Here is an 18,313-nt window from a genome sequence, read left to right as displayed (position 1 = left end):
TGCCCGGTTAAAGCGTGTCGATAAGCGGCTGCCAAAGCAGCATCAGCCCTTGCGTTAGCCCGCCGCGCCAGCAAAGCGCATCGTGTCCGCCGTCAACCTGACGCCAGAAAATGGACTGCTGCGAGGTGTTCAGTTGGGCATAAAGCGCCTGATTTGCCTGAAACACGATCGGCTCACGCACGCCGGCTTCCAGTACGATACGCAGTCCGCGCGCGCATAATGCGCCGGTTTTCAGCCGGGTAATGACTTCCCCCTCCGGCGGGGTGATGCGATGAGGCCACCAGAACGATCCGGACTGGCTTAGTACACAGCCAAAACGCGTCGGCCAGTTCAGGCCGGCATACAGCGCCGACAGGCCGCCAAAACTCTGTCCGGCGACCACCGTTCGCCCGGCATCATCGCTAAAAGGCGTCACGGCTCTGACTTGCGGCAACAGTTCCTGCTGCACCGCCAGCCAGAAGTCGGCATTGCAGGGCAACTCCTGGCTGCGGTGTTGAGTATCAATCGCGTCAATCAGCAGGTAGACGGCACCAGGAAGCAGGCGTTGATGAGTCAGCGAGGCGAGCGCGGGCCAGACGGGCATATTTTCCGCCCAGAATTGACCGTCCAGCAGAATAGCCAACGGTCTTTCCTCCGGCGCCTCGTCTCCGGTCGTCAATATCCATACGCGGCGGGAGTTACCCAGACGTTCGCTATGCCACTGCATCATCAAAGGCGGCGAGTACGGCGTTTCAGGACGATCCCACCCCGGCTGAAGGGGCGCATCCGGCATTTCCAGCGCTGAAACCGCATGACCACGTCCTCCCCGCCAGCTTTGGGAATTAAGCGGGTCGGCAATCGCCTGCGGTAATAGCTGTCGCCAGCCTTCACGCAGCACGTTCCGATCGGGCGTTTCGCCCGGCGCAAAAGCAGCAAAAACGTCATCGCGCTCGGTAGGAATAAAACAGTAGCTGCCGCGCCAGTTAGCGCTAAGCGCCGTGCTCCAGCGCCAGACATCCGTTCCGGCAATACGCGCCATCGTCTGAGGCTGCGCGTTTTGATGATGATCGGTTACGCCAGTGATGTAGACCCAGACACGCCGTATCGGGGAGTGTGTTTCGTTTCCCTGCGGGTCGCGCCACCAAAAAGTGACCCGATAATTTCCGTCTTTTTCCCGTATCCATTCCGGCCCGGTTTTCGTCCTCCACCAGGCCTCACTTCCCGTTGCCAGCGCCTCTTTCATTATAACCCTGTGTTTATTATGAATTTTGTATATAAAAGGTGAAATATATTGATAATATTATTGATAACTATTTGCATTTGCAATAGCGTATTGTCGCGCTATGGGACGCGCGAACACAATTTCACCACCCGGCCAATGCCTTTGACGGGCGCTTTGGCTTATGTGGCTAAAGAAAAGCAGGATATACAATGAACAAGAAGATTCATTCCCTGACCTTACTGGTCAATTTAGGGATTTACGGGGCCGCTCTGCCCGTGATGGCGGAAGAAAAAACCGATAGCGCTGCGCTCACCAATGAAGACACCATCGTGGTGACCGCTGCCCAGCAAAACCTACAGGCGCCAGGCGTATCCACCATCACCGCCGATGAGATCCGCAAAAATCCGCCCGCGCGCGACGTGTCAGAAATCATCCGCACCATGCCAGGCGTAAACCTGACCGGCAACTCCACCAGCGGTCAGCGCGGGAATAACCGCCAAATCGATATTCGCGGCATGGGGCCGGAAAACACCCTCATCCTGATAGACGGTAAACCCGTCACCAGCCGTAACTCGGTGCGCCTGGGCTGGCGCGGCGAACGCGATACCCGCGGCGATACCGCGTGGGTGCCGCCGGAGATGATCGAACGCATTGAAGTGCTGCGTGGCCCTGCCGCCGCACGCTACGGTAACGGCGCGGCGGGTGGCGTGGTCAATATCATTACCAAAAAAGGCGGTAGCGAGTGGCACGGTTCCTGGAATACCTATTTCAACGCGCCGGAACATAAAGACGAAGGCGCGACCAAACGCACTAACTTTAGCCTGAACGGCCCGCTGGGCGGGGATTTCAGCTTCCGTCTGTATGGCAACCTCGACAAAACGCAGGCTGATGCGCGTAATATTAACCAGGGGCATCAGTCTGAACGTACCGGGAGTTACGCCGACACGCTACCGGCAGGACGCGAGGGGGTCATTAACAAAGATATCAACGGCGTGGTTCGTTGGGATTTTGCTCCGCTTCAGTCTCTGGAACTGGAGGCCGGTTACAGTCGCCAGGGCAACCTCTATGCCGGCGATACTCAGAACACCAATACGAACCAGCTGGTGAAAGATAATTACGGAAAAGAGACGAACCGCCTCTATCGGCAGAACTACTCTCTGACCTGGAACGGCGGCTGGGATAATGGCGTAACCACCAGTAACTGGGTGCAATACGAACATACCCGTAACTCCCGGATGCCGGAAGGCCTGGCAGGCGGCACCGAAGGAATTTTCGATCCCAAAGCATCGCAAAAATATGCCGATGCCGATTTGAATGACGTCACCCTACACAGCGAAGTGAGCCTTCCTTTCGATCTGCTGGTAAATCAAAACCTGACGCTGGGTACCGAATGGGCCCAACAGCGTATGAAAGACGAGCTCTCCAACTCGCAAACCTTTATGGGGGGAAATATCCCGGGTTACAGCAGTACCAATCGTAGCCCCTATTCAAAAGCGGAAATTTTCTCTCTGTTTGCTGAAAACAACATGGAACTGACCGATAGCACCATGCTGACGCCGGGGCTACGTTTCGATCATCACAGTATTGTGGGGGATAACTGGAGCCCATCGCTGAACCTGTCGCAAGGTCTGGGGGATGACTTTACCCTGAAAATGGGAATCGCCCGCGCTTATAAAGCCCCGAGTCTGTACCAGACTAACCCAAACTATATTTTGTACAGTAAAGGTCAGGGTTGCTACGCGACTGGCGCGGGTACCGGCATCGGCTGCTATATGATGGGTAACGATGATCTGAAAGCCGAAACCAGCATCAATAAAGAGATCGGTCTGGAATTTAAACGCGATGGCTGGCTGGCCGGCATCACCTGGTTCCGCAATGATTACCGCAATAAGATTGAAGCGGGTACGGTGCCGTTGCAGCGTATCAACAACGGCAAAACGGATGTTTATCAGTGGGAGAACGTGCCGAAAGCGGTCGTTGAAGGTCTGGAAGGCACGTTAAACGTACCGGTTAGCGACACCGTCAACTGGACGAATAACGTTACGTATATGCTGCAGAGCAAAAACAAAGAGACCGGCGAACGCCTGTCGATTATTCCACAGTACACGCTTAACTCAACCCTGAGCTGGCAGGTACGTCAGGACGTTTCTCTGCAATCGACCTTCACCTGGTACGGCAAACAAGAGCCGAAGAAATATGATTATCAAGGTAACCCCGTTACCGGGACAGATAAGCAAGCGGTCAGCCCATACAGTATTGTTGGCCTGAGCGCGACCTGGGACGTGACCAAAAATGTCAGCCTGACCGGTGGCGTGGATAACCTCTTTGACAAACGTCTGTGGCGTGAAGGTAACGCGCAAACCGTCAGGGATACTCAAACTGGCGCTTATATGGCGGGTGCTGGCGCGTACACCTATAACGAACCGGGACGTACGTGGTATATGAGCATTAATACCCATTTCTGATGGCAACCTTCCCTCCCTCATTCGGGGAGGGAATTAGCAAAAAACGATGCGGACATCTCATTTTCCCCTTCCCTTTGCCGGACACAGGCTGCATATCGTCGACTTTGATGCGAGCAGCTTTCACGAACACGATCTGTTATGGCTGCCTCATCACGATCGGCTCCGGTCTGCCGGACGCAAGCGTAAAGCTGAACATCTGGCAGGCCGCATCGCCGCCGTTCATGCGCTACGCGAGGTGGGCGTCAGGACAGTGCCCGGTATTGGCGACAAGCGACAGCCGCTATGGCCGGACGGCCTATTTGGCAGCATCAGCCACTGTGCGTCAACAGCGCTGGCCGTCATATCCCGACAGCGTATCGGCATTGATATAGAAAAAATCATGAGTCAGCACACGGCGACAGAGCTGGCGCCGTCCATTATTGATAGCGATGAGCGCCAAATTCTCCAGGCGAGCTCGCTCCCTTTTCCGCTTGCCCTGACGCTGGCTTTCTCCGCCAAAGAGAGCGTTTATAAAGCCTTTTCAGACTGCGTCACGCTCCCGGGATTCGATAGCGCAAAAGTTACCTCGCTTACCGCCACGCACATCTCGTTATATCTGCTGCCAGCCTTTGCCGCCACGATGGCTGAACGTACCGTCCGTACAGAATGGTTTCAACGTGGCAATAGCGTTATTACTCTTGTTTCTGCAATAACGCGCTTTCCCCACGACAGGAGCGCTCCCGCTTCTATACTTAGCGCAATCCCCCGATAAATGAGATCGCTATGGCGCTGAATGATTTTCACGTTTCTGAACCTTATACGCTTGGTATTGAGCTGGAGATGCAGGTGATCAATCCACCTGGCTACGATTTAAGTCAGGACTCTTCTACGCTGATCGACACCGTTAAGCCCCAACTTACTGCGGGAGAAATTAAGCACGATATCACCGAAAGTATGCTGGAGATGGCCACGGGCGTCTGCCGCGATATTGACCAGGCGGCGGCCCAACTTTCTGCCATGCAGCACGTTATTTTACAGGCGGCGTCGGAACACCATCTCGGCATTTGCGGCGGCGGTACGCACCCTTTTCAAAAATGGCAGCGTCAGGAGGTCTGTGATAATGAGCGCTATCAACGCACGCTGGAAAATTTCGGCTACTTAATTCAACAGGCGACGGTTTTCGGCCAGCATGTCCACGTCGGCTGCGCGAACGGCGACGATGCGATTTATCTTTTACACGGGCTGTCGCATTTTGTGCCGCACTTTATTGCGCTCTCCGCCGCGTCCCCCTATATGCAAGGATCTGACACCCGTTTTGCCTGCGCGCGCCTGAATATTTTTTCCGCTTTTCCCGATAACGGTCCCATGCCGTGGGTCAGTAACTGGCAAGAGTTTGCCGGACTATTTCGCCGTCTGTCTTACACCACGATGATCGACAGCATCAAAGATTTGCACTGGGATATCCGCCCCAGCCCGGCCTTTGGCACGGTAGAAGTTCGGGTGATGGATACGCCGCTCACCCTTGATCATGCCATCAATATGGCAGGGTTGATTCAGGCGACCGCGCACTGGCTGCTGACCGAGCATCCCTTTAAACCGCAGGAACAAGACTATCTGTTATATAAATTCAACCGTTTTCAGGCTTGCCGCTATGGTCTGGAGGGCGTGCTAACCGATGTCTATACCGGCGACCGCCGTCGCCTGGCAGATGATACGCTGCGTCTGCTGGACAACGTTACCCCCTCTGCGCGCAAGCTGGGCGCCGACAGCGCCATTGACGCGCTACGTCTGCAGGTGAAAAAAGGCGGTAACGAAGCGCAATATATGCGGGAGTTTATTGCCGACGGCGGATCGCTGATAGGTCTGGTACAAAAACATTGTGAAATCTGGGCGGGACAGTAGACAGCATATTTGCCTTACCAGGCGATATCCCGGACAATGGCGTTTTAACTTACGTTTAACAAAGCCATGAAACACCCGCTTGAATCATTGATGACCGCTGCCGGTATTTTGCTGATGGCGTTGCTCTCCAGCCTGCTGCTGCCCGCCCCTTCGCTCGGCCTTGCGCTGGCGCAAAAACTGGTCGGGATCTTTCATCTTATGGATCTCAACCAGCTTTATACTTTGTTGTTTTGTTTATGGTTTCTGTTGCTCGGCGCGCTGGAATATTATGTTATTCGCTTTATCTGGCGGCGCTGGTTTTCGCTGGCCGATTAAACATTTCAATGCGTACGGCCATGCTTTTCTTTACGATAAGCGCCTGGCGGCAGGTTGAACGTGCGGGTAAAAATGCGCGTAAAGGTTTGCTGCGAATCAAAACCATACTTGAGACAAATATCATACACCTTCTGGTCGGTGTCGCGCAGGTCGCGCGCCGCCAGTTTTAGCTTCCGTTCACGCACGTAGCGCCCCAGACTCTCCCCTTTGTACTGCATAAAAAGGCGCTGCAGGTGCCACTTGGAATACCCCGCATGACGGGCAATATCATCAATACGTAACGGCTGATTCAAATTATCATCAATCCACTCGACAATCGTGTCGATAACCTGAGCGGAAATGGTCATCGTGCTCTCCCCTCTATCAAACTCGTCAGCGGCTCCCGCACCGCACATTTACGGCAACAGCAATAAGCATAGTAATAACCACACAAATTGTGAGACAGCTTATCGCATGGCCTGCAATATGCTTTTCTACCACTTCATGCGGCAGCCCTTGATTATGAGTGAGTAAGCACTCATTATAGAAAGCAAAGATACGCCGTCAAGGTACTTTTCAAAGGTTGACATTCACCGTTGCGACGCGACAACGGGCATGATTCAATCATGTTTTTCCAGACATAAGGGTAACGTGTAGTGGCTCGTCCGAAGAGTGAAGACAAAAAACAAGCATTACTGGAAGCGGCAACCCAGGCGATAGCGCAATCCGGTATCGCCGCCTCAACGGCGGTGATTGCGCGTAACGCAGGTGTTGCAGAAGGAACATTGTTTCGCTATTTCGCGACCAAAGATGAGCTGATTAACACGTTGTATTTGCATTTAAAGCAGGATCTCTGCCAGTCAATGATAATGGAGCTGGATCGATCCATTACCGATGCCAAAATGATGACCCGTTTTATCTGGAACAGTTACATCAGTTGGGGTCTGAACCATCCCGCGCGCCATCGGGCGATCCGTCAACTGGCCGTCAGCGAAAAGCTCACCAAAGAGACGGAACAACGGGCCGACGATATGTTCCCCGAATTGCGCGATTTATGTCATCGTTCCGTTTTGATGGTATTTATGTCGGATGAGTACCGCGCCTTCGGCGACGGCCTTTTTCTGGCGCTGGCTGAAACAACAATGGATTTCGCCGCGCGCGATCCCGCTCGCGCTGGCGAATATATTGCGCTGGGATTCGAAGCCATGTGGCGCGCGCTGACTCGCGAGGAGCAATAATGGACGGTCAAACACTGCACGCCTGTGCAAAACGCTTTGCGCTGGAACTGTCTTTTACCGAACACTGCTGGCCTTTCGGCCCACAGTACGATGTGTTTAAAGTCGGCGGCAAAATATTCATGCTGTTCACTGAACATCACTGTCGCCCAGTAGTGAACCTGAAGTCGGATCCCCAAAAATCCCTGGTAAATCAACAAATTTACCCCAGCATTGCGCCTGGCTATCACATGAATAAGAAACACTGGATTTCAGTCTATGCGGGCGAGGATATCACCGTCTCGCTACTCAACGATTTGATAAATGACTCATGGAATCTGGTCGTAGACGGGCTGCCTAAAAGAGAGCAACTGCGCCTGCGGCCGCGCTGATGCAATAACCGTTTCCGCATTTTCCTCCCTTATCTTTTTACCGATAACCCGGTACCCTGCTGATACAAAAGGGTACTAAACCAACCAGGAGCATTTATGGATATCGTTTCTGTCGCCTTACAGCGCTACTCCACCAAGGCGTTCGATCCCAGCAAAAAACTGACCGCCGAAGAAGCGGATAAAATAAAAACACTACTACTGTACAGCCCCTCCAGCACCAATTCCCAGCCGTGGCACTTTATTGTCGCCAGTACGGAAGAGGGCAAAGCGCGCGTAGCAAAATCCGCTGCCGGAAACTACACGTTCAACGAACGCAAAATGCTGGACGCCTCCCATGTCGTCGTGTTCTGCGCGAAAACCGCGATGGACGACGCCTGGCTGCAACGGGTGGTCGATCAGGAAGATGCCGATGGCCGTTTCGCTACGCCGGAAGCTAAAGCGGCAAATGATAAAGGTCGCCGCTTTTTCGCCGATATGCACCGCGTCTCGCTGAAAGATGACCACCAGTGGATGGCGAAGCAGGTTTATCTGAACGTCGGCAACTTTCTGCTGGGCGTCGCCGCGATGGGTCTCGACGCCGTCCCCATTGAAGGTTTCGACGCCGAGGTGCTCGACGCTGAATTTGGTCTGAAAGAAAAAGGCTATACCAGTCTGGTCGTGGTGCCGGTCGGCCATCATAGCGTCGAGGATTTCAACGCCGGGCTGCCGAAATCACGTCTGCCGCTTGAAACCACACTGACGGAAGTTTAATCCCCTGCCTAAGCCGGACGCCCGTCCGGCTTTTTTCACCTTTCTGCCAGGTTCCTCAATGATCAATGGCGCGAAGTGCCAGGTTTTACATCGCTAGTGTTAACTTCCTCTTTCAACCTATTGAAAATAAATAATATTTAAAACTGGCACGCCGTTTGCCATATCTGGATACCCCCTATCTGGATGAAGGAGAAAACGGGTGAGACATGTTTATGTAGCCAGCCATGGCCCTTTTGCCCGCGGACTTATTAACAGTCTATCGCTGCTGATTGGCGACGAACACGGCGTGACACCGGTTTGCGCCTACGATGGCGATATTGTCACCACGGAGCAGCTTGAACAAACCCTCGAAAATCTGATCGCGCAGGCCAACGGCGAAGAAGTGGTGGTGTTTACCGATCTGCTCGGCGGCAGCATCAACAATAGCGCCGCGAAAGTGCTGATGCGTCACCGTCACGTTTTTGTGGTGGCTGGCGTCAACATGACCCTGCTGCTGGAGTTTTTACTCTGTGAAGAAGAAAGCACAGACGCGGCCATTACCTACGCCACCAATGCGGCGCGTGAATCCATTGTCTTTATCAACACGCTAATAACACAACCATCCGCTGACCTACAGGGAGAATCCCATGATCAAATTAGTGCGCATTGATTACCGCCTGCTGCACGGCCAGGTGGTCTTCGCCTGGACCCGGGCGCTGGATATCGACCATATCATCGTCGCTAACGCCAACGCCGCCGGCGACGCGTTTGTCTCTATGTCATTAAGTCTGGCAAAACCCGCTGGCGTGTCGCTGGACATTATCACGGTGGAACAGGCGGCGGAAAAACTCGCCAGCGGCAAGCTGGATCACAAAAAAGTGATGGTGGTGCTGGGAAATACTGCCGAAACCCTCGCCTTCGTCGAGAAAGTGCCAGGGATTAGCGTTATCAACTACGGCGGTATCGCGCAAAAAGAGGGCGCACAGCAGTTCGGCAAAGCCATATACCTGACCGAGCAGGAGATTGCCGATAGCCAGGCGCTAAAAGCCAAAGGCATCCGTCTGGAAATGCGCCAGGTTCCGGCCCATTCCGCCGAATTGCTTAACGATAAACTCTGAACCCGGAGGTCACTATGTTGCTCACCGCAACGCTGCTCGGCCTGATTGCCGCACTAGGTATTCTTGACGGGCGTTTACTCGGCGTGTCGATGATTGACCGTCCGCTGGTGATGTGCGCCCTCACCGGTCTGGTCTGCGGCAATTTACACGAAGGCATTCTGATCGGCGCGACGCTGGAACTGATCTTTTTAGGTAATGTTGCTATCGGCGCCGCGGTACCGCCTGATGTCGTGACCGGTTCGGTACTGGCGACCGCGTTTTCTATTATGTCCGGGCGCGGGCCCGAAGCGGCGCTGACCATCGCGATTCCTATCTCTATGCTGGCGCAGACCCTCGGCGTCCTGGTGCGCGTGGTTAACGCCCGCTTTGGCCACATGGCCGATCGTTATGCGGCGCAGGGTAATACCCGGATGGTTGCCGTTATGCACCTGGGGGGCCCAACGCTGCTCTATTTTCTAAGCGGTTTTCTGCCGGTCTTTTTCGCCATTTTGCTCGGTTCTGCCGCCGTCACCTGGTTCCTCGACGCCATTCCCGCCTTTATTACCAATGGCCTGGTTGTCGCCAGTAAGATTTTGCCGGCGCTGGGTTTCGCGTTGCTGATCAGCATGATGCTTAGCAGCAAATTAATGCCTTACCTTGGGCTGGGCTTTCTGATCGCCGCATATACCAAACTGGACATCATCGCCATCGCGCTGTTTGCCGTGGTGTTGGCTTTCATTATCAGCCAGTTTCTTAACACATCCCAACAGGAGGGCTAATCATGAGTGAAGTGACGCAGACCCTGATCGACGACGCACAGGCTCACTCGCAAAGCGAAAGCCGCATCACCGCCCGCGATTTACGCAGCGTTTTCTGGCGCTCCTTTACGTTGCAAGGATCGTGGAACTATGAACGCCAGCAGCATATGGGCTATGCCTTCGCTATGTCGCCAGCGCTAAAGCGTATCTACCAGGACCCCGCCGAACTGGGGCGCGCCTTACAGCGCCATCTGGTGCTGTTTAATACCACGCCGCATCTGTCAACGTTTGTCTTTGGCCTGTCGATTGCGATGGAGGAGGAAAATCAACGCAACCCGGACTTTAACGAAGAGTCGATCAATGCCGTTAAAACCAGCCTGATGGGGCCGCTGGCCGGGATCGGCGATTCCATCTTTTGGGGATCGCTGAAAGTTATCGCCGCCGGGATGGGGATCTACTTTGCCCAGCAGGGCAGCATTCTGGGGCCGATTCTCGCCCTACTGGTCTATAACATTCCGCACATCCTCTGCCGCTGGTACGCCCTCAAACTGGGCTACCGGGCGGGGACCACCTGGCTGATGCGCCTCTGGCAAAGCGGGCTGATGGACAGGGTGACTTATATCGCGTCAATCGTCGGGTTGATGGTCGTCGGCGCCATGACCGCCAGCATGATCGACATTACAACCCCGCTGAGCTTTACCGCCGGGCAGACTACCATGAAAGTGCAGGATTTTATTGACAAAATCCTCCCTTCCCTGCTGCCGCTGCTCTTCACGCTCGGCATGTACAAACTTATCCGTAAGGGCGTGAACATTAACTGGATCCTGTTAGGCACCGTCGCGTTTGGGCTTCTTGCCAGCGCGTTGGGCCTGCTTTGACGAGAGGTAACACTATGCAAGTAGAAGACTATATGAACGAGACGCCCCTTCGCCTGCTGGAGATGCTGACGCAGACGCGGGAAGATCTCTGGCGCGCGTCGCAGGCGCTAACGGAACGCGGCGTCACCCGCATTATTCTGACAGGCTCCGGCACGTCATACCACGGCGCGTTGACCGCTCGCGCGTTTATGCAGCGCTGGTGCGCATTGCCGGTGGATGTCTGCTGGCCGTTTATGCTTGACGACGAGACGCTTGCACGCAGCGGCAAGGCGCTGGTTGTCGGCATCTCCCAGGGCGGCGGCAGCCTCTCAACGCTGGCGGCGATGGAGCGCGCCCGCAATGTTGGTCATATCACCGCCTCAATGGCTGGCGTGGCGCCTGCGACTATCGACCGGGCGGCGGATTATATCCTTACCGTTCCCTGCGGCGAAGAAACCGCTGGCGCGAAAACAAAAGGCTATCACTGCACGGTTCTCAATTTGATGCTGCTGGCGCTCGCCGTCGCCGGGCAGCAACAGCGGCTGGACGGCGAACAGCGCCGGTCACTGCTGCTACGGATGGAAAAGACCTTTAACCACCTGCCCGCGCTGATTACCGCCTCGCAGGCGTGGGCGCAAACCAATGCGCTGGCGCTGCGCGATAGCGCAGATATTCGTCTGACCGGCCCGGCAACGCTATTCGGTACGGTGCAGGAGGGTGCGCTCAAGATGCTGGAGACGTTGCGCTGCCCGGTGTCGGGCTACGAATTCGAGGAGTTTATTCACGGTATTTACAATGCCTTTAATGCGCAATCCGCACTCATTATGCTCGACCCGCAGCCTGACGCGCGTCAGGATCGGCTGGCGCAAATACTCGGTGAGTGGACGCCGTCTATTTACCGCATCGGCCCGCAGGTAGAAAATAATGGTCTGAATCTGAATTTCCCGTTTGTCAATGATGAGGACTTTGCCGTCTTTGAATATATCATTCCGCTACAAATGCTATGCGCGATATTACCCCCGCAAAAAGGCATTAATCCGGCGATACCCAAAGATCCGCAATTCCATCAAAAAATGAAAAGTAAGCAAGAAATTTAATTTTTATTAATGCTCGTTATTATCCGCGCTGTTGCGGAGGACGCGCTACACGCTAAGGAGATAAATATGTCTGTTGCTCATGAAAATGCCCGCCGTATTATTAGCGATATTTTAGGTAAACAAAACATTGAACGCGTCTGGTTTGTCGGCTGCGGCGGTTCATTAACCGGCTTCTGGCCAGGGAAATACTTTCTGGACTGTGAAGCGTCAAAACTGGCTGTCGGTTATATCACCAGTAATGAATTTGTCCACGCCACACCAAAAGCATTAGGAAAAAATAGCGTCGTTATTCTCGCCTCGCAGCAGGGCAATACGGCGGAAACCGTCGCAGCCGCCCGCGTGGCGCGTGAAAAAGGAGCGGCGACCATCGGTCTGGTTTACCAACCTGACACGCCGCTGTGCGAATACAGCGACTACATCATTGAATATCAGTGGGCGCGTTATCCGGAAACGGTCGACCCTGCACAACAAAAAGCCGCATACAGCCTGTGGCTGGCGCTGGAAATTCTCGCCCAAACAGAGGGCTATGCGCAATACGATGAGTTAGTCAGCGCGTTTGGGCGCTTTAGCGACGTTGTTCACGGCGCCCAACGGCAGGTACAAGAAGATGCTCAGCGTTTCGCCGCCGAATGGAAGGATGAGAAGGTGGTCTATATGATGGGCAGCGGCCCCTCTTTCGGCGCCGCGCATCAAGAGTCTATCTGTATTCTGCTGGAAATGCAGTGGATCAACTCCGCCAGCATACATAGCGGAGAGTATTTCCACGGACCGTTCGAAATCACCGAGCCGGGCACGCCGTTTATATTGCTGCAAAGCAGTGGTCGCACTCGCCCGCTGGACGATCGTGCGATTCGCTTTATTGAACGCTATCAGGGAAAACTGCAGTTGATCGATGCGGATAAACTCGGCATTCAGGATCTGTCCACCGACGTTGGCGAATACTTCTGCGGTCTGTTGCACAACTGTGTGCTGGACGTTTATAACCTCGCTCTGGCGACAGCCCGTAATCACCCACTGACCACCCGCCGGTATATGTGGAAAGTTGAATATTAATAGTTATGCCGGATGGCGGCTTCGCTTTATCCAGCCTACAAAGCAATCTGTAGGCCTGATAAGCGTAGCGCCATCAGGCCTTTCTTCTGCGGGGCGCTAGCGCCCCTTTTTTCCTGAACTACCGCGGCTACCAGCGAAAATCCTCTATCCGTAATTCGAAAATATCGTGAATATAGCCAATTTCCGCTACCGGCAGCGCCACGTTATAAAGAATTTTCAATCGCTGAAACGAATGATTTACCATCGCGATAAATTCACCATGCCGCTCGTTAAATTCCGTCATGTTTTTATAGTGGGTAATTTCATTGCGCATGACCAGTCGCTCAATCATACAGCTCAAATGAACATATAAACTAATAATCAAATTATTATTAAAGCTGAAGCCCAGCGTATTTTGCCATTCGGCAATAATCGTTTCGATATGCCCTATCGTCTTATTGGCATTGAGAATGGTCAGCGAATTAACCACATTATGCAACGAAAATTCGCGAACCATATTTTTATTAATTAACGCAATTTGTTTATCGTTAAGATAACCGCTTAATAACTGACTTAAATGCGCATACCCCTGCTCACCAAGCAGCTCTTCAATCCCCACCCAGGGAACGCCCGCCAGCTGCGGGTCAATGGTGCCGACAACCGCAATCACTTCATACTGATTCAGCAACGAGGCCGCCATCCGGCTGTTTTTCAGGCGAGTATATTCACAGGCGATAATATTAATATCAAAGTCGGTCAACTGACTTTTTTCCATCAAATTTTTAAATTTAAACGCCGTCCCGATGCCGGTAATACAGGTCACCAGCAGCGCGCGCGCTTTTTTCTGCGCGGGCCAGAAGACATCCCAGCGCGACTGATTTAACGGGACGATCTCTTCGGCGATCTGTTCGATGTTTTTTTGCAGCGCGATCTCGCTGGCTACGTTCAGCGCCAGACGCGTCGTAACGTTATCGACCACCACCAGCGGGCCATGAATTACGCTCAAAAGCGCATCGGCGATCTCTTTGGTGTATCCCATATCGATCAGCACCATGACGCCTGCGCGGGTATCCGTATGCTGGAGATAATCGACAATGGCCCGGCTGACATCGCTAAACGCGACCTCCATCGGCATATCCATCGCATGATAAATCTTTTCGCCAATCAGACGGTTCGCCACGCCTGCAATGCTGCTGGCGGTCGAATAACCATGCGCGATGATCAGCGCTTTTACCTTACCGCCGCTGGTGGCGTCAATGGCATTACTGACGATGGCCGCCACGACCAGTCTGTCGAGCGTGTCGATTAACAAATCATATTTATTATTTACCACGTCCAGCAGTTTTTGCGCCACACGCTGCGCCAGCCCCGGCGCCTCCTCCAACCAGCGCAGCATCACATGGCGAACCGATGGCGACACCTCCACCGGCGTTAACGGCAGGCTGGTAAGGTAACGTCCGGTGAGATAAGCGAATTCCGCATTCAGTTCGAGATCGTAATGTGCAGCGATCGCTTTCCCGACATCTTCGATAAAACGCAGCCGCTTGTCCTGACGAGCGCGAGGGCTCTCTTTATTCATTAAGGCATCGAGATATAACGTGAGGTTTTGATAGACCAGCTTGTCAAACGTCCGTGCGGAAATATTCTCCTGCGCCAGCTCTTCGCACAGGCCGCAAATGTTTTCCGTCAACCGTAAATATTCCTGATGCTGACCGGAAACTTGCGGAAAAACGCCACCTTCGCGATAAATCATGACGCGTTCCGCCGTCTGCGGAACGGTAAAGGGCACCTCCATCAGCAGACGATCCGGCAGTTGCCCGGCTTTTACTTCCAGTACCCCATCGTCACGCTGGCCGAAAGTCCAGGCGCTGGCGCAAATATTACGAATGAGATTTTCCAGGCCGCCGACATTCCCTTCCAGGGTCTCCTGCATCAGTTGGCTGATAATTTCACTATCCAGCGACAAATCGAGATGAAGACGCTGCGCCTCGCGACGGAAAAAATGGTGAATAAACGCCAGCCGCTCATACTGTCCGCGTTCGGCGATGGGCAGAATTTTGACAATGACCGGTATCCGGCGAATAAATGTCGCCAGAAAGTGCTTTTCCAGATCTTCGGTAGAGGCGAATATCAGGCGTACGGTGGCGCTGCGTTCATCGCTGCTTTCGCCTAAGCGACGCCAGGTGCCGTTATCCATAAAATGGAACAGTTTTTCCTGCCCTTCCGGCGGCAAACGGTGCACTTCATCGATAAACAATACGCCGCCATTACTGGTCTCAATTAACCCGGATACCGCTCTGTCTGCGCCGGTAAACGCACCTTTGGCATGACCAAATAATTTTGACGTCAGCAATTCCGGGTTATTAGCGTATTCGGCGCAGTTAAACACGGTAAAGGGCGCTTCCGGGGGCAAAATGCCCTGTTCAATGGCGTACTGCCAAAGCTGACGCGCCAAAAAACTTTTTCCTGTCCCCGTCGGGCCGCGCAGCAGCAAAGGCAAGCCCGCGCCGGGATAACTGATCGCCGCCTTACACTGACGCAGGGACTCCTGCAAGCTGCCCTGCGCGCCAATGAGCAGCTCCAGACTGTCCTGCCGCTCCGCGCACAGCGCCTGAATGGACGCGTAATCCCCCTGTCGAACCGCCAGCCGGTGGTGACGACGTAGCGCCTCGACGGGCAGGAACAGCACCGGGCGGCTATTCACTTTGACCACCCGCTGCTCACGATGCAAGTTATTAAGATGGTGACTAATAATGCTGCGTTTTTGCCTGAGACTGTCGGCAATCGCCATTGCGCTAAACCCGCTTAACGCGTCGGCTGTTAGTGAACATCCGGCCAGCCGTAGCTCCAACTGACGAAATATGGACTCTTTATTCATACCTGCGCCCCGCCAAAAACGTAAACTCCGCTTATACGATAATTTACAAACGACGTCACAGGCTTCACCCACATTTTTGAAAATACTTACTTTTTATAAAACTTACCGTTGCGCTTTCGGCTCATCGTGTCACGAACGAACGGGGTTGGCCCTCCCTGGCGTGTCATCAAAATCGGGCGCTAAACCCAACGTTATAACGGGTTTGATTGCCATCGCTTAACCCTGCCGTTTGCGCCAGCCCGGCGAAAGCGGACACCGTTGCCGACAGCGGAAAATCTGCGCCAATCGCGATATCAACCCAGTTTTTATCCTGCGCTTTTCCGTCGCGGCTAAACGTCAGCGCGGTCGATTTAAGGCCGCCGTTCGCCACATACGTATCATCGCCAAACTGACGGCGATAATTAATCTGCGCCCAGGAGTGAATGATGCTGTGGCGGAGATCCAGACGCCAACCCGCGCTACCCACCTGCGAATGGGCGTTTTGGTCGCCAAAACGCATTGATGTACTGGTATTGAGCTTCTCGCTATAGCCATTAACGTGGCTGTAATCCCATGCATATTGCAGCATCGGTCCGGTCGTTAACCACGGCATCATGACAAAATCATAACCACTGGTTAATCTCGCGCCCCACAGCTGACCGTTGGTTTCGCCCTCTTCCACCCGTCTTAGCGCACCGAGCGTTATACTGCGTTGAATGTTACTGAATTTAGCGGACAGGTAGTGTAAATCGCTATCCAGCCACGCCTGACCGGCGCGTAAATGGCTGAATACGGCGGCCTGAAAACCGCGGGCGTCATAACGATAATTATCGTCAGGATGTTGCTTATCCAGAGAACCGGCTATCAGCCCTCCCAGCAGTACCTGCTCGTTAAGCTGATAATCGACGCCAACCGTCAGATTATTATGATTACCGTTCCCGTCGGCCTCATTATTATCATAACGTTGATATCCCCCGCTGTATCCGCCGAACATGCCCAGTGAACCAACAGGATTTTCCCCCTGGCGAAGCTGCTGATAACGGCTGTCAAGCGTGGTACGACTACCTTGCGCCATCGACTGAACGCTTTGGTTCAGATATGTCGCCTGTACCGGCGCGGCAATGATCGACTGGATATATTGCGCAATAATGGTATGGACCTGCGGACCGGGATGTAAATGATCGGCAAACAGATAGTCCTGCGACGCATTAAATCCTGGCATTGCCGAGGAGCACGCCGAAGCGGATACGCCCGGCGGGCAGGCCATGCCTACGGTATTTGTCAGACCAAACGCCTGCGGGTTGGCAAGAATTTCCTTAAAGAGGCCGTTGATATCGGCACGGGCTATATTGCCGCCGTGTTGCTCCAGCCCCTTCTCTTCCATCTGATTATAATAATCGGTCAGAGCTGACGCCTGCCCTGCCGCCGCTTCATAGCCCGCCAGCAGTTGCTCAACGAGCAGTTGCTGAATAAACGGATTGCTGCTTACCGTTGCAGCCGCCGCCAGCAACGCCTTGCGGATCGCCTGTTGCCGACTGGCGAAATCGGGCGTAGCGCCCTCCGCCAGCGCCTCTAACGCCGCTTTTAGCGCCGGGGGCGCCGCTGCGCCCAGCCCGGCGGTGATTACCGCCTCCAGAAGCATTGGCGTCGCACTAATATCCGGTACGTTTGGCACCACGACCAGCCCGGCGCCGGCATCCAGTAACAGCCCTACCTGCGCCGCCGCGCTAGTGGCGCTATTACCGGCTATTTGCTGTGCCATGGTTGGTTGCGCGATGGCCGCCGCCAGATCGTTTCCGCCGACCCAGTGAATATACAAACCGTTGTGGTCGGCTTTTCCCCCCGTTTTGGCAAGCCACTGCCGTACCTGATCCGCGGTATTATCCTGCGGGTTTAATTCCGGGGTCGCCGTCGCGCCGCCGGCGGCATAATTAGAACCGCCATTGTTGGAAGGGCTTAATGCCAGCCCAAATCGTTCGGCCAACTGTTCGTCGTAGAGCTTATTTTGACCACTATCCCAGGTCCAGCGACCGTTATTCCCGGTATCGCTAAGGCTATCGCCAAATACCGTAAGAGAGTCAAACGCACAGGCAGATAATGGCGCGGCCAGCGCCAGCGAGAGTATGCCGTATTTTAGCAGGGTACGCTTTTGGGTCATCCGATGTTCCTTAATGTTATTGTTGAGAGGTACGACGGTGCTAATCATCATCCGACAGAAACATTGCAATCGTTTTAAGCATTCTGGTTAAAATGTTTTCATCCATTGTTGACGAACTGGCGCCTGTTCAAAAAAATTGGGTGGCGTAAAATAACGACGTTTATAGGGCGCTGGATAAAATATAGCGTATGGATAACCCCTGAAGCGCTTTTACCCGTCTGTTGCTGATTATGCCTGAAGCGCAGGCGTCCTGATTTGCATAAATGCCATTCAGCAGTCAT

General features: G+C 53.8%; 17 protein-coding genes. 13 read left to right on the top strand and 4 right to left on the bottom strand.

The window, feature by feature from the left end; genetic code table 11:
* Positions 1-7 precede the first annotated feature (7 nt).
* Positions 8-1,222: an enterochelin esterase gene (fes, locus tag ACLJR2_RS10810; protein ID WP_000656600.1), complete on the bottom strand. Its 1,215-nt coding sequence runs from the start codon at positions 1,220-1,222 to the stop codon at positions 8-10.
* Positions 1,223-1,410: 188 nt separating this feature from the next.
* Here fes and ACLJR2_RS10805 point away from each other — a divergent pair, with 188 nt between their 5' ends.
* The 4 genes from ACLJR2_RS10805 (at position 1,411) to ACLJR2_RS10790 (ending at position 5,862) form a co-directional block, all read left to right on the top strand.
* The gene (locus ACLJR2_RS10805) at positions 1,411-3,666 is read left to right on the top strand and encodes a TonB-dependent siderophore receptor (RefSeq protein ID WP_001034966.1); all 2,256 of its coding nucleotides are present in this window, start codon (positions 1,411-1,413) and stop codon (positions 3,664-3,666) included.
* A gap of 46 nt (positions 3,667-3,712) precedes the next feature.
* On the top strand, positions 3,713-4,417 hold the full coding sequence (gene entD / locus ACLJR2_RS10800) for an enterobactin synthase subunit EntD (RefSeq protein ID WP_001260563.1): 705 nt from the start codon (positions 3,713-3,715) through the stop codon (positions 4,415-4,417).
* A gap of 11 nt (positions 4,418-4,428) precedes the next feature.
* Positions 4,429-5,547 (top strand): YbdK family carboxylate-amine ligase, encoded by a 1,119-nt coding sequence (locus tag ACLJR2_RS10795; RefSeq protein ID WP_001196916.1) that lies wholly within the window; start codon positions 4,429-4,431, stop codon positions 5,545-5,547.
* Between the two features lie 66 nt (positions 5,548-5,613).
* Positions 5,614-5,862 carry a DUF1158 family protein gene (locus tag ACLJR2_RS10790; RefSeq protein ID WP_000682497.1) on the top strand — a complete coding sequence of 83 codons (249 nt, stop codon included), beginning with the start codon at positions 5,614-5,616 and terminating at the stop codon, positions 5,860-5,862.
* 5 nt (positions 5,863-5,867) lie between these two features.
* On the opposite strand, the gene ACLJR2_RS10785 is transcribed toward ACLJR2_RS10790, so the two are convergent.
* Complete coding sequence (locus ACLJR2_RS10785; RefSeq protein ID WP_000155633.1) at positions 5,868-6,209, bottom strand: RamA family antibiotic efflux transcriptional regulator; 342 nt, start codon at positions 6,207-6,209, stop codon at positions 5,868-5,870.
* Between the two features lie 288 nt (positions 6,210-6,497).
* Here ACLJR2_RS10785 and ACLJR2_RS10780 point away from each other — a divergent pair, with 288 nt between their 5' ends.
* From ACLJR2_RS10780 to ACLJR2_RS10740, 9 genes are all read left to right on the top strand, one after another.
* Positions 6,498-7,079 carry a TetR/AcrR family transcriptional regulator gene (locus ACLJR2_RS10780; RefSeq protein WP_000113609.1) on the top strand — a complete coding sequence of 194 codons (582 nt, stop codon included), beginning with the start codon at positions 6,498-6,500 and terminating at the stop codon, positions 7,077-7,079.
* Entirely contained in the window at positions 7,079-7,447 is a 369-nt protein-coding gene (locus ACLJR2_RS10775) for an MmcQ/YjbR family DNA-binding protein (RefSeq protein ID WP_000348993.1), read from the top strand. Before ACLJR2_RS10780 ends, ACLJR2_RS10775 begins: the two co-directional genes overlap by 1 nt.
* 96 nt (positions 7,448-7,543) lie before the next feature.
* Positions 7,544-8,197, top strand: coding sequence for an oxygen-insensitive NAD(P)H nitroreductase (nfsB, locus tag ACLJR2_RS10770; RefSeq protein WP_000355877.1), 654 nt, complete (start codon positions 7,544-7,546; stop codon positions 8,195-8,197).
* 199 nt (positions 8,198-8,396) lie between these two features.
* Entirely contained in the window at positions 8,397-8,846 is a 450-nt protein-coding gene (locus ACLJR2_RS10765; RefSeq protein ID WP_001216659.1) for a PTS sugar transporter subunit IIA, read from the top strand.
* A complete protein-coding gene (locus ACLJR2_RS10760; protein WP_000594177.1) occupies positions 8,824-9,294 on the top strand; it encodes a PTS sugar transporter subunit IIB in 471 nt (156 codons plus the stop codon). Before ACLJR2_RS10765 ends, ACLJR2_RS10760 begins: the two co-directional genes overlap by 23 nt.
* Before the next feature lie 14 nt (positions 9,295-9,308).
* Positions 9,309-10,052 carry a PTS mannose/fructose/sorbose/N-acetylgalactosamine transporter subunit IIC gene (locus ACLJR2_RS10755; RefSeq protein WP_000927523.1) on the top strand — a complete coding sequence of 248 codons (744 nt, stop codon included), beginning with the start codon at positions 9,309-9,311 and terminating at the stop codon, positions 10,050-10,052.
* A 2-nt stretch (positions 10,053-10,054) separates the two neighbouring features.
* On the top strand, positions 10,055-10,909 hold the full coding sequence (locus ACLJR2_RS10750) for a PTS system mannose/fructose/sorbose family transporter subunit IID (RefSeq protein ID WP_000005802.1): 855 nt from the start codon (positions 10,055-10,057) through the stop codon (positions 10,907-10,909).
* A 32-nt stretch (positions 10,910-10,941) separates the two neighbouring features.
* Positions 10,942-11,985 (top strand): glutamine--fructose-6-phosphate aminotransferase, encoded by a 1,044-nt coding sequence (locus tag ACLJR2_RS10745; protein ID WP_077905096.1) that lies wholly within the window; start codon positions 10,942-10,944, stop codon positions 11,983-11,985.
* 66 nt (positions 11,986-12,051) lie between these two features.
* Positions 12,052-13,038, top strand: a complete 987-nt coding sequence (locus ACLJR2_RS10740) for an SIS domain-containing protein (RefSeq protein ID WP_000109360.1) — start codon at positions 12,052-12,054, stop codon at positions 13,036-13,038.
* 127 nt (positions 13,039-13,165) lie between these two features.
* Here ACLJR2_RS10740 and ACLJR2_RS10735 read toward each other — a convergent pair whose 3' ends face one another.
* Entirely contained in the window at positions 13,166-15,895 is a 2,730-nt protein-coding gene (locus ACLJR2_RS10735; RefSeq protein WP_001031471.1) for a sigma 54-interacting transcriptional regulator, read from the bottom strand.
* Between the two features lie 166 nt (positions 15,896-16,061).
* On the bottom strand, positions 16,062-18,032 hold the full coding sequence (locus ACLJR2_RS10730; RefSeq protein WP_000192409.1) for an autotransporter domain-containing esterase: 1,971 nt from the start codon (positions 18,030-18,032) through the stop codon (positions 16,062-16,064).
* Positions 18,033-18,313 lie beyond the last annotated feature (281 nt).

It is taken from the genome of Salmonella sp. SAL03688, from assembly GCF_046551895.1.
In the GTDB taxonomy this organism is placed as follows: Bacteria; Pseudomonadota; Gammaproteobacteria; order Enterobacterales; family Enterobacteriaceae; genus Salmonella; species Salmonella enterica.
This window is presented reverse-complemented; position numbering and strand designations above follow the sequence as displayed.